The sequence below is a fragment of the Aeromonas sp. genome (assembly GCF_050252055.1).
Lineage (GTDB): Bacteria > Pseudomonadota > Gammaproteobacteria > Enterobacterales > Aeromonadaceae > Aeromonas > Aeromonas caviae.
The window spans coordinates 176,005-201,597 of sequence record NZ_JBFWLQ010000001.1; the positions used below are offsets into that span (position 1 = coordinate 176,005).

Annotated in this window: 16 protein-coding genes and 1 tRNA gene; 8 read left to right on the forward strand and 9 right to left on the reverse strand. The window is 63.9% G+C overall.

What is annotated here, in order from left to right:
- Positions 1-16 precede the first annotated feature (16 nt).
- From otnI to ltnD, 4 genes are read right to left on the reverse strand one after another with little or no spacing between them, the layout of a single operon-like run.
- Positions 17-790, reverse strand: a complete 774-nt coding sequence (gene otnI, locus AB7E19_RS00795) for a 2-oxo-tetronate isomerase (protein WP_010673296.1) — start codon at positions 788-790, stop codon at positions 17-19.
- Positions 787-1,419: an aldolase gene (locus AB7E19_RS00800; protein WP_202041102.1), complete on the reverse strand. Its 633-nt coding sequence runs from the start codon at positions 1,417-1,419 to the stop codon at positions 787-789. Before AB7E19_RS00800 ends, otnI begins: the two co-directional genes overlap by 4 nt.
- Entirely contained in the window at positions 1,412-2,665 is a 1,254-nt protein-coding gene (otnK, locus tag AB7E19_RS00805) for a 3-oxo-tetronate kinase (RefSeq protein ID WP_322131841.1), read from the reverse strand. The genes AB7E19_RS00800 and otnK overlap by 8 nt, the downstream gene beginning before the upstream one ends.
- Positions 2,662-3,570 (reverse strand): L-threonate dehydrogenase, encoded by a 909-nt coding sequence (ltnD, locus tag AB7E19_RS00810; RefSeq protein ID WP_322131840.1) that lies wholly within the window; start codon positions 3,568-3,570, stop codon positions 2,662-2,664. The genes otnK and ltnD overlap by 4 nt, the downstream gene beginning before the upstream one ends.
- A 256-nt stretch (positions 3,571-3,826) precedes the next feature.
- Here ltnD and AB7E19_RS00815 point away from each other — a divergent pair, with 256 nt between their 5' ends.
- Entirely contained in the window at positions 3,827-4,621 is a 795-nt protein-coding gene (locus AB7E19_RS00815; protein ID WP_010673300.1) for a DeoR/GlpR family DNA-binding transcription regulator, read from the forward strand.
- Positions 4,622-4,666: 45 nt separating this feature from the next.
- On the opposite strand, the gene AB7E19_RS00820 is transcribed toward AB7E19_RS00815, so the two are convergent.
- The 3 genes from AB7E19_RS00820 to ppk2 form a co-directional block, all read right to left on the reverse strand.
- Positions 4,667-4,822 (reverse strand): entericidin A/B family lipoprotein, encoded by a 156-nt coding sequence (locus AB7E19_RS00820; RefSeq protein ID WP_139736637.1) that lies wholly within the window; start codon positions 4,820-4,822, stop codon positions 4,667-4,669.
- Positions 4,823-4,838: 16 nt separating this feature from the next.
- Positions 4,839-5,897, reverse strand: coding sequence for a PQQ-dependent sugar dehydrogenase (locus tag AB7E19_RS00825; protein ID WP_322131492.1), 1,059 nt, complete (start codon positions 5,895-5,897; stop codon positions 4,839-4,841).
- Between the two features lie 159 nt (positions 5,898-6,056).
- Positions 6,057-6,881, reverse strand: coding sequence for a polyphosphate kinase 2 (gene ppk2, locus AB7E19_RS00830; RefSeq protein ID WP_319862038.1), 825 nt, complete (start codon positions 6,879-6,881; stop codon positions 6,057-6,059).
- 337 nt (positions 6,882-7,218) lie between these two features.
- Between ppk2 and AB7E19_RS00835 the strand changes: the two genes are divergently transcribed.
- From AB7E19_RS00835 to AB7E19_RS00855, 5 genes are all read left to right on the forward strand, one after another.
- A complete protein-coding gene (locus tag AB7E19_RS00835; protein ID WP_427934486.1) occupies positions 7,219-14,766 on the forward strand; it encodes a cadherin domain-containing protein in 7,548 nt (2,515 codons plus the stop codon).
- A gap of 71 nt (positions 14,767-14,837) precedes the next feature.
- Positions 14,838-17,474 carry a sulfotransferase gene (locus tag AB7E19_RS00840; protein WP_322131494.1) on the forward strand — a complete coding sequence of 879 codons (2,637 nt, stop codon included), beginning with the start codon at positions 14,838-14,840 and terminating at the stop codon, positions 17,472-17,474.
- On the forward strand, positions 17,468-18,772 hold the full coding sequence (locus tag AB7E19_RS00845) for a TolC family protein (protein ID WP_427934488.1): 1,305 nt from the start codon (positions 17,468-17,470) through the stop codon (positions 18,770-18,772). The genes AB7E19_RS00840 and AB7E19_RS00845 overlap by 7 nt, the downstream gene beginning before the upstream one ends.
- 52 nt (positions 18,773-18,824) lie before the next feature.
- Complete coding sequence (locus AB7E19_RS00850) at positions 18,825-20,933, forward strand: ATP-binding cassette domain-containing protein (protein ID WP_322131496.1); 2,109 nt, start codon at positions 18,825-18,827, stop codon at positions 20,931-20,933.
- Entirely contained in the window at positions 20,923-22,137 is a 1,215-nt protein-coding gene (locus tag AB7E19_RS00855; RefSeq protein WP_052688010.1) for an HlyD family efflux transporter periplasmic adaptor subunit, read from the forward strand. Before AB7E19_RS00850 ends, AB7E19_RS00855 begins: the two co-directional genes overlap by 11 nt.
- A gap of 187 nt (positions 22,138-22,324) precedes the next feature.
- Here AB7E19_RS00855 and AB7E19_RS00860 read toward each other — a convergent pair.
- Both AB7E19_RS00860 and AB7E19_RS00865 read right to left on the reverse strand, forming a co-directional pair.
- Positions 22,325-22,401, reverse strand: a tRNA-Arg gene (locus AB7E19_RS00860).
- Between the two features lie 50 nt (positions 22,402-22,451).
- The gene (locus AB7E19_RS00865) at positions 22,452-23,603 is read right to left on the reverse strand and encodes a flagellar assembly protein FlgT (RefSeq protein ID WP_427934491.1); all 1,152 of its coding nucleotides are present in this window, start codon (positions 23,601-23,603) and stop codon (positions 22,452-22,454) included.
- 265 nt (positions 23,604-23,868) lie between these two features.
- On the opposite strand from AB7E19_RS00865, the gene AB7E19_RS00870 reads away from it, so the two are divergent.
- Together AB7E19_RS00870 and AB7E19_RS00875 are read left to right on the forward strand one after the other, a co-directional pair.
- Positions 23,869-24,489, forward strand: coding sequence for a FlgO family outer membrane protein (locus AB7E19_RS00870; protein WP_010673310.1), 621 nt, complete (start codon positions 23,869-23,871; stop codon positions 24,487-24,489).
- Positions 24,490-24,577: 88 nt separating this feature from the next.
- Positions 24,578-25,003, forward strand: a complete 426-nt coding sequence (locus tag AB7E19_RS00875) for an LPP20 family lipoprotein (RefSeq protein ID WP_010673311.1) — start codon at positions 24,578-24,580, stop codon at positions 25,001-25,003.
- Positions 25,004-25,593: the final 590 nt, after the last annotated feature.

Here is a 25,593-nt window from a genome sequence, read left to right on the forward strand (position 1 = left end):
TTCATGTTCAGGGTCGTTATTGTTGTGTCAGCCAGCCCAGCCCTTCCCGGGTGCCGGCTCTGGGGTTGTACTCGCAGCCTATCCAGTCGTGGTAGCCCGCCTGCGCCAGCGCCTTGAACAGGTGGGGGTAGGCGATCTCCCCCTCGTCCGGCTCGTGGCGATCCGGCACCGAGGCGATCTGGACGTGGCCGATGGCCGGACCCAGCTTGCCGATGAGGCGGGTGAGATCCCCGTCCATGATCTGGGCGTGATAGAGGTCGAGCTGCACCCCCACGTTGGGTCTGTCTATCTCCTGCACCAGGGCCAGGGCGTCGAGCTGGTGGGCCAGGAAGTAGCCGGGTACATCCCGATCGTTGAGCGGCTCCAGCAGTACCTTGATGCCGTCTTCGGCCAGGAAGTCGGCGGCGAAGCGGATGTTGTCGATCAGGGTCTGGCGGTGGGCCGAGAGGCTATGAGCCGGGTCCACGATGCCGCTCATGGCGTGTACCTTGGTGCAGCCGAGCGCCAGGGCATAGTCACGCACGCTTGGCAGGTGGCCGCGAAACTCCGCTTCCCGCCCCGGGATGGCAGCCATGCCGCGCTCACCCGCGCCCCAGTTGCCCGGCGGCATGTTGAACAGGGCCTGGGAGAGCCCCTGCTCGCGCAAGCGGCGGCCCAGCTCTGCGGCCGGCCACTCGTAGGGGAAAAGGAACTCCACCGCCTCGAAGCCTGCGTCGCGGGCGGCGGCGAAGCGCTCCAGGAACGGCACCTCGGTAAACAGCATGGTGAGATTGGCGGCAAACTTGCTCATGGTTTCATCCTCCTCAATTCATCAATTTCGGGTTCGCTCAGGTAGCGGATGGAGTGGCCATGAAGCATCAGTGCCAGGCGCGCCGTCTCCTCCAGCTCTTCCATGTTGTTGACCGCATCCACCAGATCCTTGCCCGTCACCACGGGGCCGTGGTTGGCAAGCAGGAAGGCGTTGCCTTCGGGAGCGCGGCGCCCCAGCTCCTCGGCGATGCGGGTATCCCCCGGCTTGTAGTAGGGGATGAGCGGCAACTGGCCGACCCGCATCACGTAGTAGGGGGTGAAGGGGCGGATGACGTTGGCCGGATCCAGTCCCTCCAGACAGGAGAGGGCGGTCAGGTGGGTGCAGTGCAGGTGCACCACGGCCCGGCAGTCCGGATTGTTGTGGTAGATGGCAAGGTGGAAGGCCACCTCCTTGGAGGGGCGATCTCCCCCCAGGTGTTCCCCCTGCAGATTGACGTGAGAGAGCCTGTCGGCGCTGAGCCGTCCCAGGCAGGAGCCGGTCGGGGTGGCGATCAGGGTGCCGTCCGGTAGCAGGGCGGAGAGGTTGCCGGCGCCCCCGGTGGCATAACCGCGCTGGAAGAGGGAGGCTCCCAGCATCACCATGGTGTCGCGCAGTGCCTGTTCAGTCATGGAAGTACTCCTGAGCCTTGTCGAAGAAGTCGTCGCTCCCGAAATTGCCGGACTTGAGGGCCAGCGACAGGGGGGCGTCGATGGCCCGCACCCAGGGCACACCGGGGGCGATCTGCGGGCCTATGTGGAACGCCTTGACGCCGAGGGCCTGGGTGACCCGGCTCGAGGTCTCGCCACCGGCGATGATGAAGCGGTCCACGCCGGCGCCTTGCAGCAGTTGGGCGAGGCGGGCAAAGCAGTGTTCCACCGCATCGCTGGCCGCCTGCTGGCCGTGGGTTTCCTGAATGCGGGCCAGCTCTGCCGGGCTGGTGGTGGCGTAGACCAGCGGCGCCGGGGTACGGGGCTGGTCCAGTACCCAGCGCGCCAGCTCGGCCGGGTAGTCGGTCTCTTCGAGGCCGCGCACCACATCCAGCGCCAGGGCAGGAGCGTGCTGGCGATAGCGGGCCACCTGACGGTTGGTCATCTCGGAGCAGGAGCCCGACAGCACCGCGGCGCGGGTGCCTCTGGGCCAGCCCGCTTCGCGGGCACCCTGCAGATCGCCGCTGCCAAGCTGCCGGGCCAGGCCGATGGCGAGGCCGGATCCGCCGGTCACCAGGGGCATGTCGAGGGCTGCGGTGGCGATGTCCAGCAGGTGCTGCTCGGTCAGGGTGTCGACCACGGCGTAGCGCACACCAGCTTGCGTTAGCTGCTCAAAGGCGTCGGCAATGGCGCCGGGACCCTGTGCGATGGTATTGAACGGCACCAGACCGGCACGGCCCTGGGCCTGTCCCTCCATCAGCCGCAGCAGGTTGCTGTCGGTCATGGGGGTGATGGGGTGATGGCGCATGCCGGACTCGGCGAGCGGCTGGGTGCCGACAAACAGGTTGCCCTGATAGACGGTGCGACCGTTCACCGGCAGGGCCGGGCAGATCAGGGTGAACTTGCTCTCCAGCGCCGCCAGCAGGGCGTCGGTGACGGGGCCGATGTTGCCCGCTGCCGTGCTGTCGAAGGTGGAGCAGTACTTCTGGTAGATGCGCGGGCAGCCGCGGGCCTTGAGCCAGTCGAGGGCCGCCAGGGAGTCGCGCACCGCTTCGTCCGCGGGGCAGGAGCGGCTCTTGAGGCTGATCACCACGGCATCGACCGGGGGCAGATCCCCGTCATGCTCCGGCACGCCGGCGAGTTGCAGGGTGGAGAGGCCGTTCTCCACCAAGAAACCGGCGATGTCGGTGGCGCCGGTGAAGTCGTCTGCGATGACACCGAGTTTCATGCTTGATCCTCCTGACCCGGCAGCTGGATGCCGGAGAAGATCTTGATGACGGCGCTGTCATCTTCCTGGCCGTACCCTGCGTTGCTGGCGCCGAGGAACATGTTCAGCGCCGTGCTCGCGAGCGGCAGCGGGAAGCGCAGCGCCTTGGCGGTGTCCGCCACCAGGGTGAGATCCTTGACGAAGATGTCCACTGCGGAGCGGGCCTGGTAGTCACCGGCCAGCACCCGGGGCATGCGGTTTTCAAACATCCAGGAGTTGCCGGCGGCATGGGTCACCACGTCATACATGAGATCCAGGGACACCCCTGCCCGACTGGCCAGGGCCATGGCCTCGGCGGCCACCGCGATGTGCACCCCGGCCAGCAGCTGGTGGATGATCTTGACCGTGCTGCCCTGGCCCGGCTCGTTGCCGACCCGGTAGACCTTGCCGGCCACCGCATCCAGCACCGGGGCCAGCTTGTCGAAGGCGGCGTCGGAGCCTGCGGCCATCACCGTCATCTCGCCGGCATCGGCCTTGATGGCACCACCGGAAACCGGCGCATCCAGCATCGGCAGTCCCATCTGCGCCAGCTCGGCAGCCAGGGCGCTCGCCTCTTCGGCGGCGATGGTGGAAGAGACCATGATGGCGGTGCCCGGTTTGAGGTGGCGAGCCAGCCCCGCTTCGCCGAGCAGGATGCGGCGCACCTGGGTGGCGTTGACCACCAGCAACAGCACGGCATCGAGCGTCTCGGCCAGGGGCCTGGCATCGGCCATGACGGCGGCGGCACCGGCCTGCTGCAACTGGCCGCGAGCCTGTTCGCTGAGGTCGATGCCATAGGTGGTGAGCCCGGCCCGCAGGCAAGAACGGGCGGCGCCCATGCCCATGGCGCCCAGGCCGATGACCGCAACATGATAGGGAGTGCTCATCTCGTGATTCCTCGATTACGACTGATGAGCAGATAGTAGAGGCTTGCGGCGATGAAATATCAGGCAGTCGTCACAAAAAGTAACTTAATTGGTGTTAATTTTTGTTATTTATGAGGGTTGAGATTCTTTCGAGTCAAGTTTTGGCGTTTTTTGTGTGAATAAATGTGATTTGTGAGCCCGTTTCAGGTTATTTATCATTTTTTCCCAGGTCGCTGGGGTAGAATGGCACCTTCCTTTTCCCGAGGCGCGAGGCAAGATGATTCCCGTAGAGCGACAGCAACGTATCCTGCAACTGCTGGCAGAGCGCGGCGTGGTCAGCATAGTGGAGCTGACCGACTGGCTGCAGGTCTCCCACATGACCATCAGGCGCGACATCCAGAAGTTGGAGGAGCAGGGGCGGGTACTCTCCGTCTCCGGCGGGGTCAGCCTCTCCCAGCGGATCAAGAGCGAGCCCTCTCACGCTGCCAAGCGCAGCCTGATGCAGGGGGCCAAGCTGGCCATTGCGCGGCTCGCCGCCGCCCAGGTGAGCGAGGGGAGCACCGTCTATCTGGATGCCGGTACCACCTCCCTGGAGCTGGCCCGGGAGCTGGCGCTTCGGGAAGACTTGATGATAGTGACCAACGACTTCATGGTCTGCGCCTACCTCATCGAGCACGGCCGCTGCCGCCTCTATCACACCGGGGGTCAGGTCATTCGCGAGAACCAGTCCTGTGCCGGGGAGGCCACCGCCCACTTCCTGCGCAACCTCCATCTGGACATCGCCTTCCTGTCAGCCTCCTCCTGGGACAGTCAGGGGATCTCCACCCCGAGCGAACAGAAGGTGCCGGTGAAGCGAGCCGTGGTGGAGTCGGCGGCGACCCGCATCCTCATCTGCGATTCGTCCAAATATGGCAAGGTGGGGACCTTCAACGTGGTGAGCTGGGATGCGATCGATCAGGTGATCACCGACGAGCAACTGCCCCAGAGCGCCCGCGAGGCATTGGCACAGCACGGGGTCAGGGTGACCATGGCGCCGCTGGCCAGTCTGGTGGCCAGCGCCGAACAGGGGTAAGGAGAGGGGCGACAGGCGGCGAACCACAGCGCCACCCGGCCGGGATCAGCGACCCTCTGCGGCCGGTGCGTCCGTCAGCTTGGCGGAGCCCTGGATCACCTCCCCCGCCTTCTCGATGTCCCGTCCCATCCCGTGGATGGTGTTGCAGCCCAGCAACCAGAGGCTGGTGCACAGCACCAGCAGCGTGCGATTCGTCTTCATTCTTGCTCCTTTCATGCTAAGGGGTCAGTTTGAGCAGGCGCCCCTGGCCTGAATCCGTCAACAGGTAGAGGGCGCCGTCGGGGCCCTCCTTGACGGTACGGATCCGCTCCCCCAGATCGGTCAGCAGCCGCTCCGCCGACACTATCTTGTCTCCGTCGAGGTGCAGGCGCAACAAGGCCTGACCGCGCAGGGCGCCGACGAACAGATCCCCCTGCCACTCCCTGAACAGGTTCCCCTGATAAAAGGCCATGCCCGAGGGGGCGATGGAGGGCACCCAGATCCAGCGTGGCGCCGTCATGCCCGGCGCGCTCTGGCCCACGCCAATCTTGCCGCCCCCGTACTCCTCGCCAAAGGTCACTCTGGGCCAGCCGTAGTTGTGGCCTGGCAGGATGAGGTTGACCTCGTCCCCGCCCTGGGGGCCGTGCTCGTGAGCCCAGAACTGCTGGCTGCCCGGGCGCAGGGCCGCCCCCTGCATGTTGCGATGGCCCAGGCTCCAGATCTCCGGCAGGGCCCCCGGCGTCTTGACGAAGGGGTTGTCGGCGGGGACCCGGCCATCCTTGTGCAGGCGCACCGTCTTGCCGAGGTGGTTGTCCAGCGTCTGGGCCCGCTCCCGCTCGCTGTAGCGATCCCCCAGGGTGATGAAGAGGTGGTCATCCGTCAGCACCAGGCGGGAGCCGAAATGGGCGCCGCCGGCCACCTTGGGCTCTTGGCGAAACAGCAGTTGCCAGTCGACGAGGGCGTTTTTTTGCAGTCGGGCCCGGGCCACGGCGGTGCCGGCGCCTCCGTCCCCCGGCTCGCTGTAGCTGAGATAGAGCCAGCCATCGCCGTCCAGGGCGAGATCGAGCAGACCCCCCTGACCCGTGGCGGCGAGGGGCGGCAGGCCGGAGACCACATGGCGGTTGCCACCCGCGTCGATGCGCAGCAGGCGCCCAGGGCGCTCGCTGACGAGGTAGCTGCCATCCGGCAGGAAGGCGAGCCCCCAGGGGTGGCGCAGCTCCCCCGCCACCGGGGTCAGGGTCAGCGCCCGCACCGGGAGCACCAGGCAGACAAGCAGCAGGGCAAACAGTCGCAACATGGGGGCCTCCTCGCTCGGCCAGACCTGAATGTCGCTGAAGTATAGGGGAGGCAAACGGGAAAACGTGAACAACAACAAGCTATTGGGTGATACCGGCAGCGCCTGTTGTCCCTTGGGGTTGGAAGGGAAAGGGGGTGAGCCAGGGCTCACCCCGTCTGGCTAGAAGAGGGCTGGCACGATGCGAAGCGGGTGATCCGATGGTTTGACTTTGCCTATCTTGCGCTTGGGCAGCTTCACCGGCTCCGCCGGCAGCGCCTCGTAGGGGATGTGCGCCAGCAGGTGGGAGATGATGTTGAGGCGCACCCGTTTCTTGTCCTCGGAGTGGGCCACGAACCAGGGGGCCCAGGCGGTGTCGGTGGCGATGAACATGGCATCCCGCGCCCGGGTGTACTCATCCCAGCGATCGAAGGACTTGATGTCCATGGGGGAGAGCTTCCAGATCTTGCGGCCATCGTCGATGCGATCCCGCAGCCGCCGCTCCTGCTCTTGTGGGGTCACCTCCAGCCAGTACTTCAGCAGAATGATGCCAGAGTCCACCAGGGCTTTTTCCACCATGGGGGTGCCAGCCAGGAATTTGTCGCTCGCCTCCTCGCTGCAAAAGCCCATGATGCGCTCCACCCCGGCCCGGTTGTACCAGCTGCGATCGAAGATGACGATCTCCCCCGCCGCCGGCAGATGGGGGATGTAGCGCTGGAAGTAGAGCTGGCTCTTCTCCCGCTCCGTGGGGGCGGGCAGTGCGACGACCCGAAAGACCCGGGGGCTGACCCGCTCGGTGATCGCCTTGATGGTGCCCCCCTTGCCGGCCCCGTCGCGCCCCTCGAAGACGATGCAGACCTTGAGCCCCTTGTGCACCACCCACTGCTGCAGCCTGACCAGCTCCACGTGCAAGAGGCGCAGCGCCTTTTCGTATGCCTTGTTGCCAAGGGGCTTTTGCGCCTCGGCCACGACCGGTTCTTCCGTTCTGGATTTTCGTTTGCTGCCCATGATGTCCTTCTCTGTGTCTCGGCGAATGGAGGGCCGTCCTGCCGGACGGCGCCCTTCAAGGGTAGATGACGGTGTGCCGCCACCGGGAGTGGCAACTACCGGGGGATGTTAGACATCAGGTTCAGGGGAGTGGTTCTGGCCCCAAGACATGGTGAGAGGGGGGGACATCACCGTCTTTTGGCGTATGCACCTGGTTGGATTGAGCCGTCGCGGGCCGGTCAGTGTCAGCTATCTTCGACTGCAACTTGTCTGCTAGTATCGACTCCGTCGCCTTTTGTCGCAGGCCGTCATTCCTAATAAATATATCATTTAAATACAAGTGGATAGGGAGATCTACATGGCTTCAAAAACAGGCGTTAAACAGTCATTGCAACTTGTAGAGCGCCTTGCTGACGGCTCACTGCGGCAAATACCTCTTACCGATGCTGTCATCATTCCGGCTCAATCTGGCGCCAAGTACGCGTTAATCGACACCTCGACCGGCAAATCCCCAGATGGCTTGTTCGTCAAACGCAAGGGCGGCTCGCTGATCATCGAATCCAGTGACGATGGCGTTCTGGTGGAACTCACCGATTTTTATGATGAACCAGATACTGCGTTTATTCCCCAGGCGGAGCTGGATGGCTCGGCCTTGAACGGTGCCGCGGTGACGAGTGAGAGCCCGGTAATAGAGACGGCTGCCAATGGTGAGCAACTCATCTGGCAGGGGAGTTCTGATAGTGATTTCTTCACCCCCATCACGGTCGGGCTGGGGGCACTTGGTCTTGGCGGGATTGCGCTGGCTGCTGGCAGTAGTGGAGGCAGTGATAGTGATGGTGGTACCGATGCCAGCGTCGTCAACAGAGTTGCGGGGACCATAGTGGGCGGCCCGGTTGTCGCTGGCAATGATCTGCGGGTCGAGGTTTACCAGGCTGACGGTGTCACTCTGCTGGGAGAGGCGCAGGTCAATCCGGATGGCACCTTCTCAATCGCGGTTGGCAGCTATCTTGGCGTGGTCATCGCCCGGGTCGTTAACACCGGCTCCAGTGCCGACTATCTCGATGAGGCGACCCAGGCAGGCAAAGACCTGAATGCAGAGCTGTTTGCGATGGAAGTGGTGTCGCAGCCTAATTCTACCGTTACCGTCAATCTCAACGTCCTGAGCACCCTGGCTTATCACAAGGTGCAAGATGCGGCTGCCGGTAGTTTGCCCGCCGAATCCATGGTCAACGACATCAACAATGCCGTGGCCGACCTGTTTGGTCTGCCGAGTTTGCATGGCACCACGGTAGTGCCGACCAATGGCGGCGCCTTTGATAGCGCCAACGGCCTGAGCGCAGGCGAAATATATGGAGCCGTACTGGCAGCACTATCGGGTGCCGATAGTCAGAACGGTGGCAATAGCCAGAAAACCATCGAGGATCTGCTTGCCGGGTTGCAGGTCAGCAACGGCAAGGCGACGTTGACAGAAAGTGCGCAGGGGATTGTCGTCCAGGGCGGGGAATATACGTCAGCGCAAACGGGGCAGAATTTGACGGATGCCGTTGCCGGGGTGGTTGATACCTTCGCACCTAAATTCAGCTCAAGCGCGACGGCTGCTGCCATTTCGGAAAATAGCGGTGCTTTGCAGAGCGTGTATACCGCTGTCGCAAGCGATGCGGGCGATGTCACTTACAGCCTCAAGGTGGTGGGTGATCACGCAGCCTTCAGCATCAACCCCGTGACGGGGGTTGTGACCCTGATTGGCAATCCTGATTACGAAGTCAAGGGGAGCTACAGCTTCACCGTGGTGGCCACCGATGCGGCGGGCAACGTCAGCGAGCAGGTGGTTACCTTGGGGGTCAATAACCTGGATGACACAGCCCCGACCATCACCTCGGGGACCACGGCCAGCGCCATCGATGAGAACAGCGGTGCCGGGCAGGTGGTTTACACCGTGACCAGCACTGACAGCGGCGACATCTCGACCGGTAGCACCAGCTACAGCCTGAAGGCGGGAGCGGACGCGGCGCTGTTCAGCATCAATGCAGCCACGGGCGCGGTGACCCTGACGGGTAACCCGGACTACGAGACCAAGGGAAGCTACAGCTTCACCGTGGTGGCGACCGATGCGGCGGGCAATGCCAGCGAGCAGGTGGTCACCTTGGGCATCAACAACCTGGATGAAGTGGCGCCGACCATCACTTCCGGGGCGACGGCCAGCGCCATCAATGAAAACAGCGGTGCCGGGCAGGTGGTTTACACCGTGACCAGCACCGACAGCGGCGACATCTCGACCGGCAGCACCAGCTACAGCCTGAAGGCGGGAGCGGACGCGGCGCTGTTCAGCATCAATGCCGCCACGGGTGCCGTGACCCTGATTGGCAATCCGGACTCCGAGACCAAGGAAAGCTACAGCTTCACCGTGGTGGCCACCGATGCGGCGGGCAATGCCAGCGAGCAGGTGGTCACCTTGGGGGTCAACAACCTGGACGAAGTGGCGCCGACCATCACCTCGGGGGCCACAGCAAGCGCCATCGATGAAAACAGCGGCGCCGGGCAGGTGGTCTACACCGTCACCAGCACCGACAGCGGCGACATCGCGACCGGCAGCACCAGCTACAGCCTGAAGGCGGGAGCGGACGCGGCACTGTTCAGCATCAATGCCGCCACGGGCGCGGTGACCCTGACGGGCAACCCGGACTACGAGACCAAGGCCAGCTACAGCTTCACCGTGGTGGCGACCGATGCGGCGGGCAATGCCAGCGAGCAGGTGGTCACCTTGGGCATCAACAACCTGGATGACACAGCCCCGACCATTACCTCCGCTGCTACCGCAACAGCTATCAGCGAGAACAGTGGGGCAGGCCAAGTCGTTTACACCGTCACCAGCACCGACAGCGGCGACGTCTCGACCGGTAGCACCAGCTACAGCCTGAAGGCGGGAGCGGATGCGGCGCTGTTCAGCATCAATGCCGCCACGGGCGCTGTGACCCTGACGGGCAACCCGGACTACGAGACCAAGGCCAGCTACAGCTTCACCGTGGTGGCCACCGATGCGGCGGGCAATGCCAGCGAGCAGGTGGTCACCTTGGGGATCAACAACCTGGACGACACAGCACCGACCATTACCTCCGCTGTTACCGCAACAGCTATCAGCGAGAACAGTGGGGCAGGCCAAGTCGTTTACACCGTGACCAGCACCGACAGCGGCGACGTAGTGACCGGCACCACCAGTTACAGTCTGAAGGCGGGAGCGGACGCTGCGCTGTTCAGCATTGATGCCGCCACGGGCGCGGTGACCCTGACGGGCAACCCGGACTACGAGACCAAGGCCAGCTACAGCTTCACCGTGGTGGCGACCGATGCGGCGGGCAACGCCAGCGAGCAGGTGGTCACCTTGGGCATCAACAACCTGGACGAAGTGGCCCCGACCATTACCTCCGCTGCTACCGCAACAGCTATCAGCGAGAACAGTGGGGCAGGCCAAGTCGTTTACACCGTGACCAGCACAGACAGCGGCGACGTAGTGACCGGCACCACCAGTTACAGCCTGAAGGCGGGAGCGGACGCAGCGCTGTTCAGCATCAATGCCTCAACAGGGGCGGTGACCCTGACGGGCAACCCGGACTACGAGACCAAGGGAAGTTACAGCTTCACCGTGGTGGCCACCGATGCGGCGGGCAATGCCAGCGAGCAGGTGATCACCTTGGGGGTCAACAACCTGGACGAAGTGGCGCCGACCATCACGTCGGGAACCACGGCCAGCGCCATCGATGAGAACAGCGGTGCCGGGCAGGTGGTCTATACCGTCACCAGTACCGACAGCGGTGACGTCTCGACCGGCAGCACCAGCTACAGCCTGAAGGCGGGAGCGGACGCGGCGCTGTTCAGCATCAATGCCGCCACGGGTGCCGTGACCCTGACGGGCAACCCGGACTACGAGACCAAGGCCAGCTACAGCTTCACCGTGGTGGCCACCGATGCGGCGGGCAATGCCAGCGAGCAGGTGATCACCTTGGGGGTCAACAACCTGGACGAAGTGGCGCCGACCATCACCTCCGGGACCACGGCCAGCGCCATCGATGAAAACAGCGGCGCCGGGCAGGTGGTTTACACCGTGACCAGCACCGACAGCGGCGACATCGCGACCGGCAGCACCAGCTACAGCCTGAAGGCGGGAGCGGACGCAGCGCTGTTCAGCATTGATGCCACCACAGGTGCGGTGACCCTGACGGGCAACCCGGACTACGAGACCAAGGGAAGCTACAGCTTCACCGTGGTGGCCACCGATGCGGCGGGCAATGCCAGCGAGCAGGTGGTCACCTTGGGCATCGACAACCTGGACGAAGTGGCGCCGACCATCACCTCGGGGACCACGGCCAGCGCCATCAATGAAAACAGCGGTGCCGGGCAGGTGGTTTACACCGTCACCAGCACCGACAGCGGCGACGTCTCGACCGGCAGCACCAGCTACAGCCTGAAGGCGGGGGCGGACGCTGCGCTGTTCAGCATCAATGCCACTACAGGGGCAGTGACCCTGACGGGCAACCCGGACTACGAAACCAAGGGAAGTTACAGCTTCACCGTGGTGGCGACCGATGCGGCGGGCAATGCCAGCGAGCAGGTGGTCACCTTGGGCATCGACAACCTGGACGAAGTGGCGCCGACCATCACCTCGGGGACCACGGCCAACGCCATCGATGAGAACAGCGGTGCCGGGCAGGTGGTCTATACCGTCGCCAGCACCGACAGCGGCGACATCGCGACCGGCAGCACCAGCTACAGCCTGAAGGCGGGAGCGGATGCGGCGCTGTTCAGCATCAATGCCGCCACGGGCGCTGTGACCCTGACGGGCAACCCGGACTACGAGAACAAGGCCAGCTACAGCTTCACCGTGGTGGCGACCGATGCGGCGGGCAATGCCAGCGAGCAGGTGGTCACCTTGGGGATCAACAACCTGGATGAAGTGGCGCCGACCATCACTTCCGGGGCGACTGCCAGCGCCATCAATGAAAACAGCGGTGCCGGGCAGGTGGTTTACACCGTGACCAGCACCGACAGCGGCGATATCTCGACCGGCAGCACCAGCTACAGCCTGAAGGCGGGAGCGGATGCGGCGCTGTTCAGCATTGATGCCGCCACGGGCGCGGTGACCCTGACGGGCAACCCGGACTACGAGACCAAGGGAAGCTACAGCTTCACCGTGGTGGCCACCGATGAGGCGGGCAATGCCAGCGAGCAAACCGTCACCCTGGCTATCAACGACTTGGTGGATGAAACCGCACCGACAGTCAGCAGCATCGCCATCAGCGGTGCAAGCGGTGCACAGAACAGCACCCTGAATGCCGGTGACGTGGTCAGCGTCACCGTGACCATGGATGAAGCCACTGTGGTCGATACCACGGGCGGCACACCCCGTGTGGCGCTGAATATCGGGGGCAGCACCGTCTACGCCGATTACGTCTCGGGCAGTGGCACGGCCTCCTTGCTGTTCCAATACACCATTCTGGCGGGCCAGACCGATGCCAACGGCATCAGTCTGGATGCCGATGCACTGCAAGCAAACGGCGGCACGTTGCGTGATGTAGCGGGCAATGCCGCCAATCTGGCTCATGGCGTGGTGGCGGATAACGCCGGCTACTTGGTCGACACGACCGCACCAAGCTTTACCTCGGGGGCTAGCGCCACCGCCATTGATGAAAACAGTGGCACTGCGCAGATTGTCTACACCGCAGCGTCGACGGATGCAGGCACCGTGACTTACAGCCTCAAGGCGGGTGCCGATGCTGCGCTATTCAGCATCAACGCCAGCACGGGCGCGGTGACCCTGACGGGCAACCCGGACTACGAGACCAAGGCCAGCTACAGCTTCACCGTGGTGGCCACCGATGCGGCGGGCAATGCCAGCGAGCAGGTGGTCACCTTGGGGATCAACAACCTGGATGACACAGCGCCGACCATCACCTCGGGGGCCACGGCCAGCGCCATCAATGAGAACAGCGGTGCCGGGCAGGTGGTTTACACCGTGACCAGCACCGACAGCGGCGACATCGCGACCGGCAGCACCAGCTACAGCCTGAAGGCGGGAGCGGACGCGGCGCTGTTCAGCATCGATGCCACCACAGGTGCCGTGACCCTGACGGGCAACCCGGACTACGAGAACAAGGCCAGCTACAGCTTCACAGTGGTGGCCACCGATGCGGCGGGCAATGCCAGCGAGCAAACCGTCACCCTGGCTATCAACGATTTGGTGGATGAAACCGCACCGACAGTCAGCAGCATCGCCATCAGTGGGGCAAGCGGTGCACAGAACAGCACCCTGAATGCCGGTGACGTGGTCAGCGTCACCGTGACCATGGATGAAGCGACTGTGGTCGATACCACTGGCGGCACACCCCGTGTGGCGCTGAATGTCGGTGGCAGCACCGTCTACGCCGATTACGTCTCGGGCAGTGGCACGGCCTCCTTGCTGTTCCAATACACCATTCTGGCGGGCCAGACCGATGCCAACGGCATCAGTCTGGATGCCGATGCACTGCAAGCAAACGGCGGCACGTTGCGTGATGCAGCGGGCAATGCCGCCAATCTGGCTCATGGCGTGGTGGCGGATAACGCCGGCTACCTGGTGGACACCACGGCCCCAGCTGTCAGCAGTGTGGGTATCACGGGGGCCAGCGGTGTGCAGAGCAACACCCTGAATGCCGGTGACGTGGTCAGCGTCACCGTGACCATGGATGAAGCGACCGTGGTCGATACCTCAGGTGGCACACCCCGTGTGGCGCTGAATATCGGGGGCAGTACCGTCTACGCCAATTATGTCTCGGGCAGTGGCACGGCCTCATTGCTGTTCCAATACACCATTCTGGCGGGTCAGACCGATGCCAACGGCATCTCGATCGTTGCCAATGGCCTGGAGGCCTACGGTGGCACCCTGAGCGATGCCGCGGGTAATGATGCGAGCCTGAGCCATTCCCTGGTGGCCGACAACGCCAGCTACCTGGTGGATACCACAGCGCCTGTGGTGAGCGGGGTCAGCAGCACCACGGCGGCGGGCACCTACGGCGTGGGGAGTGTGATCAGCATCCAGGTCACTTTCAGTGAGGCGGTCACCGTCTCTGGCACGCCGCAACTGACTCTGGAGACCGGTGCCACGGATCGGACCATCAATTACGTCAGTGGTTCAGGCTCCAATACCCTGACCTTCAACTACACGGTGCAGGCGGGGGACACCAGTGCCGATCTGGATTACCTGAGCGCGGGGGCACTCGGCCTCAATGGCGGCACCATCCTCGACGCCGCTGGCAACAACGCCACGCTGACCTTGCCGACCCCGGGCGGGGTCGGTTCGCTCGGGGCAAATGAAGCCATTGTGATCGATACATCCGGGCCTGTGGCCGACACCAGCATAGTGGTGTTTGACTTGGTGCAGGGGGTCAGTTCGGACCACAGCAGCCGTACTTTCGATGCAAATACCAGTTACACCATTTATATCCGTGTGGAGAGCCAGAAGGCCGAGATGAGCACCGCAGGTAATGGGCCTGGAACCTGGGGAATGTGGTCGGGGGCCAATAATCTGGGGGCGGATGACAAGGTGGTGTTTGTGGGAACGGGACAGGGGGTCATGGCCAAGAGCGGCTCGCAATGGCGCGTTGTAGGAAGAGCGGAAGCAGGCCGTAATGGTTCGAACACACAGGATTACTATGCGATATATACGATGTCGTCATTCCTTGGTATGACGGTTTATGCCAAAGGAACTGTCTATCGTGGCATAGCATGGAGCACCGGACAGGTTCCGGGGACTCTCTATGGGAACGGCGATTTGTGGAACGGCACCTGGGCCAACATCAATGCGGGAAAAGCATTCAATGATGCACATATGCTCCAGATGCCAAACGGTGTCCTGACCTCTCAAGGGCTGGTCTGACCCGGCTCTAATTATTCACCCTTATCGCCCCTCATTGAGGGGCGATCCAGTCCCAGGATCCCGCGGTTCCCATGAGTTCACTCTCTCTATTGCGCACGCTGGCCCTGCAGCAACAATTTGTGCTGTTGCAGGAGGCCTGCGGTGTCCCACAAAACCCCGCCGAACAAGTATTGCTGGCGCTGGCCTGTGCCCAGCTTGGCGAGCTGGATGCCGCACGCCACGCGCTGGCAGGGCTGGATCTTGCCGCTCTTGATGTCGACGGACGTGTCGACCTGGCTGCTGTCCAACTGCTCTTGGGTGAGCTTGATATGGCGCAGGCGCTGCTCGAAGCAGCCCGGCATGACGCACCGGATCATGCGCTGCTGCTGGCGCGGCTGGCGACCTGTCAGCTCAGGCGCCAGCAAACGACGGTTGCGCGGCCACTGTATGAACGCAGCCTTGCCCTTGCGCCCAATATCCTGATCTATCAGCAACTGCTGCGCCTCTATTTGCAGGACGGGGCCATCGCATTGGGCGAGCAACTGCTGACCCGGGCCGAGGCCTTCTGGGAGGGGGAGCGGGAGCACTGGCCCGAGCCACAGGCGTCTTTGCATGGCCAGCAATTGCGAGGTCTGCGTCTGGAGTTGTGGCTGGCGGCAGAGGAATATGCCGCCGCCGATGCCTGGCTGGACGAGCAGCAACGCTTGCTGGACGAAGAGGATTATTGCGGCCTGATCAGGGGATACGCCCAGCGGCTGGCCGAGCAAGGTCGCCATGCCCAGGCCGAGGATGCCCTGTGCCGGGGAGGAAGAGAGTATCCCGACCATCCCGGCTTGCATCAGCATCGCGCCGAGCTGGCTGAGCTGCAAGGACGCACATCCCAGGCCATTGCCTTGCTGCGCCGGGCCATCCATTTGGCGGGCCAGCAGCAACAGCCCGTGCTGGCATTGCGCCTCAAGCTGGTTGCCGTTGCGACCCAGGGGCAGACGGGGCTGGCCAGAGAGATGGCCACTCAGGCACTCGAAGAGGCGCAGGCATTGCCGCCGTCAGAGCGTCTCGACGGGGCTCCCCGATCCCACTGGCTGGCCGAAGCACAGGTGGCGCTGGCCGGGGTCGAGGCGCAGGAGCAGCAGTATGACGAAGCCGACGTGCGCTACAGCCAGGTGCTGCAAGCGCATCCGCAACAGGTGCCGGCCTTGTTGGGGCTGGGGCAGTTGTACCTGCAACTGGGACGAATTGAGGAGGCGGTGGCGCTGTTTGAACGGGTCAAGGAGCTCGACCCGGTGCGCGGATATGCCTCGCTTATCAATGCGCGGCGCTTCCCGGAGGATGACGCCACCCTGCACCATCTGGAGGTACTGGCCCGCCGCCCCGGTCCAGAGGGGCTGGTGAAACCCGGTCTGCTGTTGCAGTTGGCGGCCTCCTGGGAGAAGCGCCAGGACTATGCCAAGGCCTTTGCCCTCGCCGATGAGGCCAACAGCGCCAGCCGCGCCTTGCTCGGCTATGACCCGGCGGCGCACCGGCAAGCTTGCGCGCGCATCCGTCATGCCTTCAGCAGATCGCTCTATGAACATCGCCGGGGTATTGGCAATGAGTCGACGCTGCCGGTGTTCGTGCTCGGCATGCCGCGCTCCGGCACCACGTTGATCGAGCAGATGCTGGCCGGCCACAGCCAGGTCCACGGTGCGGGCGAGCTGGGGCTCATCCCCGGCGTGATTGCGGGCCTTGAACGGTGGGAGCGCCGGGTCGGTTCCGGCCGACATTACCCCGACTGTGTGGACGATCTGGACGCCAAGGTGATCGCGGGCATCACGGGCAATCTTCTCAAAGAGCTGCAGGAGTATGCTCCCGGGGCGCGGCATGTGGTGGACAAGCTGCCCCACAACTTCGAGAACATCGGTCTCATCAAGCTGCTCTTCCCCCATGCGCGGATCATCTCGGTGCGGCGGGATCCCCGCGATATCGCCATCTCCAACTACTTTACCGATTACGCGGCCAAACACGGCGGCATGGGCTTTGCCTATGACCTGACCTGGATAGGGGAACAGCTCGCCGACCATAACCTGCTGATGCACCACTGGAACCAGCTCTTCCCCGGAGAGATCCTGGAGGTGAGCTACGAGGATGTGCTGGCGGACCCCGAACGCGAGGCGCGGCGCATGCTGGATTACGTCGGGGTGGCCTGGGAGCCTCAGGTCCTCAATTTCAGCGAGTTGCAACGGCCGGTGAAAACAGCCAGCGTCTGGCAGGTGCGCCAGCCGCTGTACAAGAGCTCCATGGCCAGATGGGCGCGTTACGAGACCCATCTTGCCCCGCTGCTGCGCGGCACCAATGGGCGCATCCAATGGCAGCCGATCGACGACATGGTGGCGCTACCCGTGCCCGGCTTGCTGGAAACGGGCGTGGCGCGCTACCGCGAAGAGAAGCTGGACGAGGCCGAGCACTGCTTCAAGCAGTTGCTGCATCACCTGCCCGAGCACGCTGCCGCCACCTTCATGGTGGGGCTTGTCTATGTGCGCAAGGGCCATCTGGCCGAGGGCATCGCTCTGATGCACAAGGCCCACGAACAGTGCCCCTGGCATGGGCAATGGCGCGAAGATCTGGCGCAGGCATATACGCTATCGGGCGAGCCGGAAAAGGCGGTGCAACTGTTGCGCAAGGCGCCGCCTGTGGCACAGACAGCCTTGCCCCACAACGAACAGGAAATCGACGAAGAATGTTCATGGTAACTAGCTTGCCGCGGCTGAGGCGGCATGGCCTGCTGCTCCTGAGCCTGGCCGTGTTGACCCTGCCCGCCGCGAATGCACAACAGGCCGATGGCTTGCAGGCGGCGTTGCAGGCGGCCCTGAGTCAGCACCCTGCCGTGAGTGGCAAACGGGCACAGATCGAGGCAAGGGAATACTCTGCCGATGCAGCCCGCAGTCAGCGCTACCCCAGCGTGACTGCCCAGGTGCAGCAGTATTCAGAATCGAGTCGGGATACTGCGACCGGAGAGGACCTCTCCACGCCGGTGACGTTGCGCGCTCGCCAACCTTTGTGGGCATTCGGGCGCATCGACAACAGCATTGCGTTTGCCGATGCCGACACAGAGGTCGAGCGTGTCGACCTGCTGCGAGTGCGGCGCCAGTTGCTGGAACAGACTGCCGTGGCCTACTCCAATGTCCTTGGCAGCCGTCAGCGCCTGGAGGTGGTTCAAGCCAGTCTGGCTGCCCATCAGTCGCTGTTCGAGCAGATCAGCCGCCGGGAGCAGGGTCAGCTGGCATCGACGGCCGATGTGCGCCTGGCGGCCACTCGCCTCGCGCAAGCCAGGGCGAGGGTGGAGCGATACGAAGGGGAGCTGGCCATTGCGAGAAGCGATCTGCTGGCCCTGACCCAGACGCCCGTTCCTGCCCGACAACCGGTGACACCGGATCTGCTGCAGATCAGCGAGGGCGAGGCATTGCACCAGGCCGCCCTGCAGGGCAGCGCCGAAGTGCGTTACAAGAAGCAGGAGATCGAGCGGGCCAGGGCGAGTGTGGAGCAGGTCAGAACGGCCTCCATGCCCACGCTCTACCTGCAAGCAGAGCAGGATTACGATCAGCCATCCTACCGGGATGATACCCGGGTCAGTTTGGTGCTGGAGGGTACGCTGGAGGGGATGGGCTTTGCGACCCGTGGCAGGACAGACGCGGCGGTGGCGCAGCAGAGCGCGGCCGAAGATGACCTGGCCTACGCCGTCAGCGAGCTGGAGCGCAGCGTGCGTCGCCTGCAACGCAGCCGTGAGCTGCAGGCCGGGCTGGTGCGGGTACAGACTGAGTCGCTGGCGGAGTTGGGGGCCGTGCTGGGATCCTATCAACGCCAGTATGTGGCAGGGACCAAGAGCTGGCTCGATGTGCTGAATATCCAGCGCGAATTCAGTGAACAGCAGTTGCAACTGGTTCAGGCAAAGAGTGACTGGGAGATTTACTCCTTGCAATTGGCTGCCCTGACAGGGGGGCTGGATCCCCTGGTGACCTTGAACGGTGAGGAGTTACAACCCCATGGATAGGCAAACCGCCGAGCAGGCGCCGCACGGCATGTCATCTGCGTTGGTGACACACTTGTTGGCTACGTTACAGATCCCGTTCGACCGCGATGCACTGGCACAGGCGTGGGAGCAGGCGGCGCCAGCCACGGCCACCCTCGGGCCCGCGCAGTGGTTGAGGCAGGTACTGATCCAGGCCGGATTGAAGAACCTTGCACCCGTGCAACTCGCCTGGCGTCGTCTTGATCAGCGCCGCTTGCCGGCACTGGTCTGTGCCCAGGGGGAGTGGATGCTGGCGGAGCGGGATGCCACGGGCCGCCTGACCCTGCTCGATGGGGCAGGGATGCGCCGTGAGGCCGATGAGAGCGAGCTGCAGGATGCCCTGGTGGTCTGGCTGCGGGCACCGGTGAGCAGACGTGCCGATGCCGACAGTGTCTTCTCCGGCAACCTGGCGTCTCGCCTGGTGTGGCGAGAACTCTTTCGAGAGCGGGGCTGGCTGTGGAAAGTCATCGTGGCCACCGTGCTGGTGAACCTGCTGGCCGTCGGCACGTCCATTTTCGCCATGCAGGTCTATGACCGTGTGGTGCCGACCCTGGCCTATTCGACCCTGACCACCCTGGTGACCGGCATGGGGTTGATCATCCTGCTGGACTGGATGCTGAAGATCACCCGGGCCAGGATCCTGGACAGCCTCTCCTGTGCCGTCGACAAGCGGGTTTCGCAGCAGGTCTTCGAGCATGTACTGCATCTGCGCCTGGATCAGCAGCCGCGCAGCCTGGGCACTCTGGCGGCCCAGGTTGGCGGGCTGGATGCCGTGCGTCAGTTCTTCAGTGCCGGCGTGGTGTTTGCACTGGTGGATCTGCCCTTTGCCGCCCTGTTTCTGGCATTTATCGCCATCATCGGCGGCGCGGTGGGCTGGGTGTACACCCTGCTGCTGCCAGTGGCATTGCTGCTGGGATATGTCAGCCAGTGGCGCCTTCGCGCCTTGCTGTCACAGCAGATGCTGCGCAGCAACGAGCGCCAGGGGTTGCTGGTCGACACGATCCGGGGCGCAGAGACGATTCGCGCCAACAATGCCGGTTGGCGTTTTGCACAGGAGTGGCAAGACGTGACGGCGACCATCGATGGCTACAACATCCAGCAGAAGGCGGTCAGCAGTTTCTCCAGCGTCAGCACCAGCAGCCTGTCAACCCTGGCCTATGTGGCCGCCGTGGTTGTCGGGGTATGGCAGATCGAGGCTGGCCTCCTGACGATGGGGGGGATGATCGCGTGCAGCATCCTGGGGGGGCGGGTGATCGCCCCCATCGCCCAGAGCGTCCAGTATCTTGCGCAGTGGCAGCAAGTCAGACAGGCGTTGCAGATGGTGCACCAGGTCTTGTCCCTGTCGCGGGATCGGCGCCCGGAGCAGCAACTGCTGCTGCCGGACGAACTCCCCAGGGAGGTGGCCCTGGAGCGCGTGCGTTTCGCTTATCCCGAATCGCCCATCTGCCAGCTCGACATCGAGCGCCTGCAGTTCAAATCCGGTGAGCGGGTATTGCTGGTCGGGCCGATCGGGTGTGGCAAGTCGACGCTGCTCAAGATGCTGGCCGGCCTGTATTGCCCCAGCGAAGGCCGCATCCGTCTGGGAGACGCCGATCTGTGGGAAATCGATCCCCAACTGGTGGCAAGCCAGGTGGGGTATCTGCCGCAAGCCGTACAGCTGTTCAAGGGCACCCTGCGCAGCAATCTGGCCCTGACCGGCGTGACCAGCGACTCTCGCCTGCTGCAGATCACCCGCGAGCTCGGCATCGACGGCATTGCGGCATCCAGCCCTCAGGGGATGGATCTCGTGATCAGCGAGGGAGGAGAGGGGCTCTCTGGCGGCCAGAGGCAGCTGGTTGCGCTTGCTCGCGTCCTGATCAACCAGCCCAGGGTATGGCTGCTGGACGAACCGACGGCGGCCCTTGACGGCGAATCCGAGCAGCGTGTCTGGACGGCCTTGCAAGGGGCGATACAGCCCGAGGATATCGTGATCGTGGCGACCCACAGACCCATGGCGGCCGCCCGGCTGGCGACGAGGGTCATCGCCATGCAACAGGGGCGGGTGGTAAAAGATGGCACGCCGGATCGGGTGCTGACACAGATGCTCGCCCGACCGGCGGCATCTTCGCACCCTGGCAAAGGAGGAATGCTTGATGTGGTCTGATCGTTTCCTGCAAGACGATGATGCGCGTACCCAAGCTCGGATCCGCAAGTTGCAGAACTCTCACCGGGGCCGTCAGGGCTGGTTGTGGATGACGGCGCTCCTGATGGCGATCTTTGTTGCCTGGGCCTCATGGTTTCGGGTGGACGAAGTCGCCCGTGCCACGGGCGAGGTCATTGCCAGCAGCCGGGTGCAGATCATCCAGTCGGTGGATGGCGGCGTGCTGGAGCAGTTGCTGGTCAAGGAGGGGGACAGGGTGGCCCCCGGTCAGTTGCTCGCCCGTCTGGAGCAGACCAGAGTGGGGGCGTCGGTCGGAGAAGTGGAGGCCCGCCTGTTTGCGCTGGAGGCGAGGGCCACCCGGCTGCGGGCGGAAGTCATCGGTGAACCGCGACTCACCTTCTCACCTGACCTGCTGGCACGCTCTCCCGAGACGGCCCGTGTCGAGGAGGCGCTGTTCAAGCAGCGCCAGACCGGCCTCAGGGAAGAGCTGAGAACCATGCGAGTGGCGGTGTCACTGGCCCAGAAGGAGCTGCGTCTGGTGGAGCAGCTCTATGCTGATGGCGATGCCAGCGGCTCCGAACTGCTGCGGGTGCAGCGTGGGCTCAATGAGGCCGAGGCCCGGCTGGTGAACCGGCGCAACCAGTTCCTTGAGGAGGCCAGACTGGAGCTGGCCAAGGCGGAGGATGACATGGCGCAGGGCGCGCAGACCCTGACCCTGCGCAAGCAGGAGCAGCAGGACAGCATGTTTACCGCCATGGTGCCTGGCATCGTCAAGAACATCCGGGTCACCACGGTGGGCGGTGTGCTCAGGGCCGGGGAGGAGCTGATGCAGATCATCCCGGTCGACGACGATCTGATGATTGAGGCCAAGGTGAGCACCGCGGACATTGCCCGTGTGGTGCCGGGTCTGGAAGCGACGATCCGTTTCGACACCTTTGACTACACCATCTTTGGCGGCGTGAAGGGGGAGGTGGCCTATGTCAGTGCTGACAGCCTCAAGGAAGAGACCAGTCGCGGCATGGACATCTATTATCGCGTGCGGATCAAGCCTGCCAGCTACCCCGTGACCTCCACGACGGGCAGGGAGATCGACGTGTTGCCGGGGATGACGGCCCAGGTGGATATCCGCACCGGTGATCGTACCGTGATGGACTACCTGCTCAAGCCCCTGCGCAAGACCCTGAGCGAGTCATTCGGAGAGCGCTAGATGGGATTGAGGGGACCTGACCTCGTCCCCGAGCTGATGCCTGCCTGATCTGGCGGGCATGGCGCACAGGCCGTGGCGAGGGGTGTCGCTCCCCGAGGCCCGCCATGTGGCGCCCGGGATGAGGGGGAAATGGCGCAGAAACGCACAAGGGGCTGGCATCATGACGATGCCAGCCCCTTGCTGTGTATGGTGTTCCCGACTGGAGTCGAACCAGTGGCCTGTCCCTTAGGAGGGGACCGCTCTATCCTGCTGAGCTACGGGAACCTTGTGGCGGGCATTATACAAGAAGCATTGTGCTTTTAAACCCTTGATTCCTATTCCAATACGGCCAGGTCACCGATTTGGACATTGAACGGCGAATATTTGTTCTGACTGCTGATGATGGCGCCATCCTCGAACACCTGCACCACCTCGAACAGACCGTCTGCGGGGTTGCGCATCACCCTGGACTTGCCATAGGGGTCGACGAAGTCGGCGCTGTGCTGGACCCGGAACTGGTCCCCGAGCTTGACCCCGTTGCGACGGCCCAGGTTGATGTGGGGGCCGCGCTCGTGCTGGGCCACGATCCGGGCGGTGACGGGGGCACAGGCGAGTTCGGCGGCGATGTCCTGGGCCGCCTCCTTCAACTGGTAGCCCACCTCCTGGCCAAAGCTCGACTGCCAGAACTGGCCGCCGCTGCTGCCCACCTGTTCCCGCTTGGAGAAGGTCCAGTTGGCGCGGCCCTTGTACTCCTTGCGGCCGAGCAGGCTGCCGTTGATGCCGTCGAACAGGTAGAGCTGCATGGAGAAATTGCGCACGGGATCCTCATACCAGCTGGTGAGGGCGTTGCCCTGGGGCTCGAGGGAGAGGTCGTCGATGCTGCCGAGCACCAGATACTGGCTGTCGGTGCGCAGGCTCAGGGCCTTGATCTCCTCGAGGGCGCTGCGATCCCCCTGTTGCAGATGGAGAGGGTCGATGCGCAGGTTCTCGTCCAGCCACTGGCGTGCGACCACCTGGGGCGTCGTCGCCATGGTTTCAAACAGCCGGCGGGAGAGATCGGCGGGCATGTCGTCCAGGGCACCGGTGCTCGCCTGGTCCGGGTAGCGCATGCGCAGACGCACCAGCGTCAAATCCTTGGCGTAGTGCTGGGTCTGACAGATCTGCCGCTCCGCCTGGATGTCGGCCACGAGGGTGATGTACATGCGGCCGTTGCGCACCTCTTCGCGCTTGAGGCGGTACTGGCGGATGTCGCCGCCGGAGCGGATCTGGATCTGCTCGGAGCGCAGGCTGCCGTTTTCCAGGCGCTGGATGCTGGAGACGGAGGCGCCGCTGGCCAGCAGCGCCTGGCGCAGGGCATCCCGGGTCGCCTGCTCGCGGGCGTAGACCTCGTCGCCCCCCAGAATGGCGGCACTGCCCTGGGCCTCGATAAGTTCGGCCCTGGCCGACAGGCTGGCCAGCAGCAGGGTGAACAGCAGCGAAACTTTCATAACAAACACCTTGAGTGGGCGACCCCGCTGCCGCCGGTGGGGCGGGTCAGGGATCCTGGACACAGATCCGGTCTGCACCGGAGCGGGTGACCAAATAAAAGCAAGAACCATGCCTTCTTCCCTGGCCGGAGCCCGTACGGTGGGCTCCGGTGGCACAGTGCGCGCCTTTGCCCGGGGATCATCGAGGATCCTGCGCGCATTCCCGCCTCAAGTGTTGGCGGTTGCGACCGATAACAGGTCAGGTGCAGATACAGGAAAGGTATCCATGAAGAGAGTTATCACGGTGCTGGCGGTGGCGCTGGCATTGGTCGGTTGCGGGTCGGCCGACCCCATCAATCGGGAGCTGGGAGACCCCCGCCAGGCGGCGAAGGGGATGGAGCTCAACTGGCTGGTGGCCCGCATGACGGATCAGCTGATGGAGCGCAAGTCCCTCACGACCCTGACCGAGCCCATTGCGGTCGCCTCCTTTGTCGATCTCGACACCCTGAAGGACACCAACTGGATGGGGCAGCAGATCGAGGAGAGCTTCATCTACGAGCTGAACCGGCGCGGTGAGGTGGTGGTGGACTTCAAGACCACGGGCAACATCCAGGTGACCCCGCAGGGGGACTTCGTGATGAGCCGCAACTACAAGGATCTCTCGTCCCGGCTACCCATCTCCCGCATCCTGACCGGCACTTTCAGCCGCAATCAGCAGGGGATCCTGGTCAACGCCCGCATCATCGATCTGCGCACCAAGATGGTCGAGACCACGGCCCAGAGCTTGATCCCGAAACAATATTTGTCCGGTGCCAGCAACTCCTTTGGCCGGGCCTCCATCAATCGCGGTTACCTGATGCGGGGGGGCCAGAGCCCGTCCGGTCATCTGGTCAACCTGACCCCTTGAGGTGGCGCGTCATGAAGCGTGAAGCGGGCTGGCTGATATTGAGCCGTGAAACATCGGGTGTGGTGAACAGGAAAACGGGGAAACAGCGATGAAAATCTTGTTGGGTTGCCTGATGGCCATGTTGCTGACGGCGTGCAGTGGCAACCGGGTGGTGAACTATGACGTGGGCGAGAAGCCCGATGACTTCCCGGTGCTCAAGGCGGTGGGGTATGCGGTGATCGACATCCAGCCCGGTCCCTCCCAGTCCGAGAAGATGTTGCAGGCGATCCGCGCCTCCAAGATGGACGCCTACCGGGAGCTGGCGGAGCAGCTCAACGGCCAGCAGGTGCGCGGCCAGAGCAGCTACAAGGACCTGACCCAGACCTCCAACTCCCTGGATGTGTCGGTGGCGGGCATGGTGCGCGGTGCCCGGGTGGTGGCGACCTATCCCCGTGGCAACACCTATGCCACCGAGCTGGAGCTCGATACCCGCAACCTCTATCACCTGAACCAGCTGATGGCGGGCCAGTTCTAGGGCGGGTCCGGGGGGCGCCGGCATGAGCCCGGCGATCATCACGGTACAGACAAAGGCGAGCGCAGGCTCGCCTTTTTGTTTGGTCGGGAAGGGGCTCGGATCTGCGGGGAATAACCGGGGTTGGCGCGTTGGACGGGATAGGGCCAGCGGTGAGGGTAACCGGGGTTGGCGCGTGGGCGGTATAGCGCCTGGGGAGGATAACCGGGGTTGGCGTCTTGGGAGGAGCTGGTCTTCGGCAGGAGAAACGGGGTTGAGGTGCCGGGCGGGATCCGGCCTGTAGCGAGGAAAAAGGGGGCTGAGATCGAACAAGAGGTGCCCGGGCGCCGGAATGGCGGCCTTTTTTGTTTAGGGAAATCTAACGATGTTGCCATGTCGTTAAATAAAGCCAAACGATAGAAAGGCCCGGCAGGCGGCAAAAGGAGGCCGCAACGGGAGGAAGATGGCCTGATGGTGAGTGGAAAGACAGCAGCGCCAGGATCCCGGGTTCACGAGGAAGAGGGTGGAGGGCGGTTTAATGCCGGAAGGGAAGGGCGGGACTGGGCCGCGTCTCACGGGGAGGGCGCAGAGAGCACAAAGGCGAGCCGGGGCTC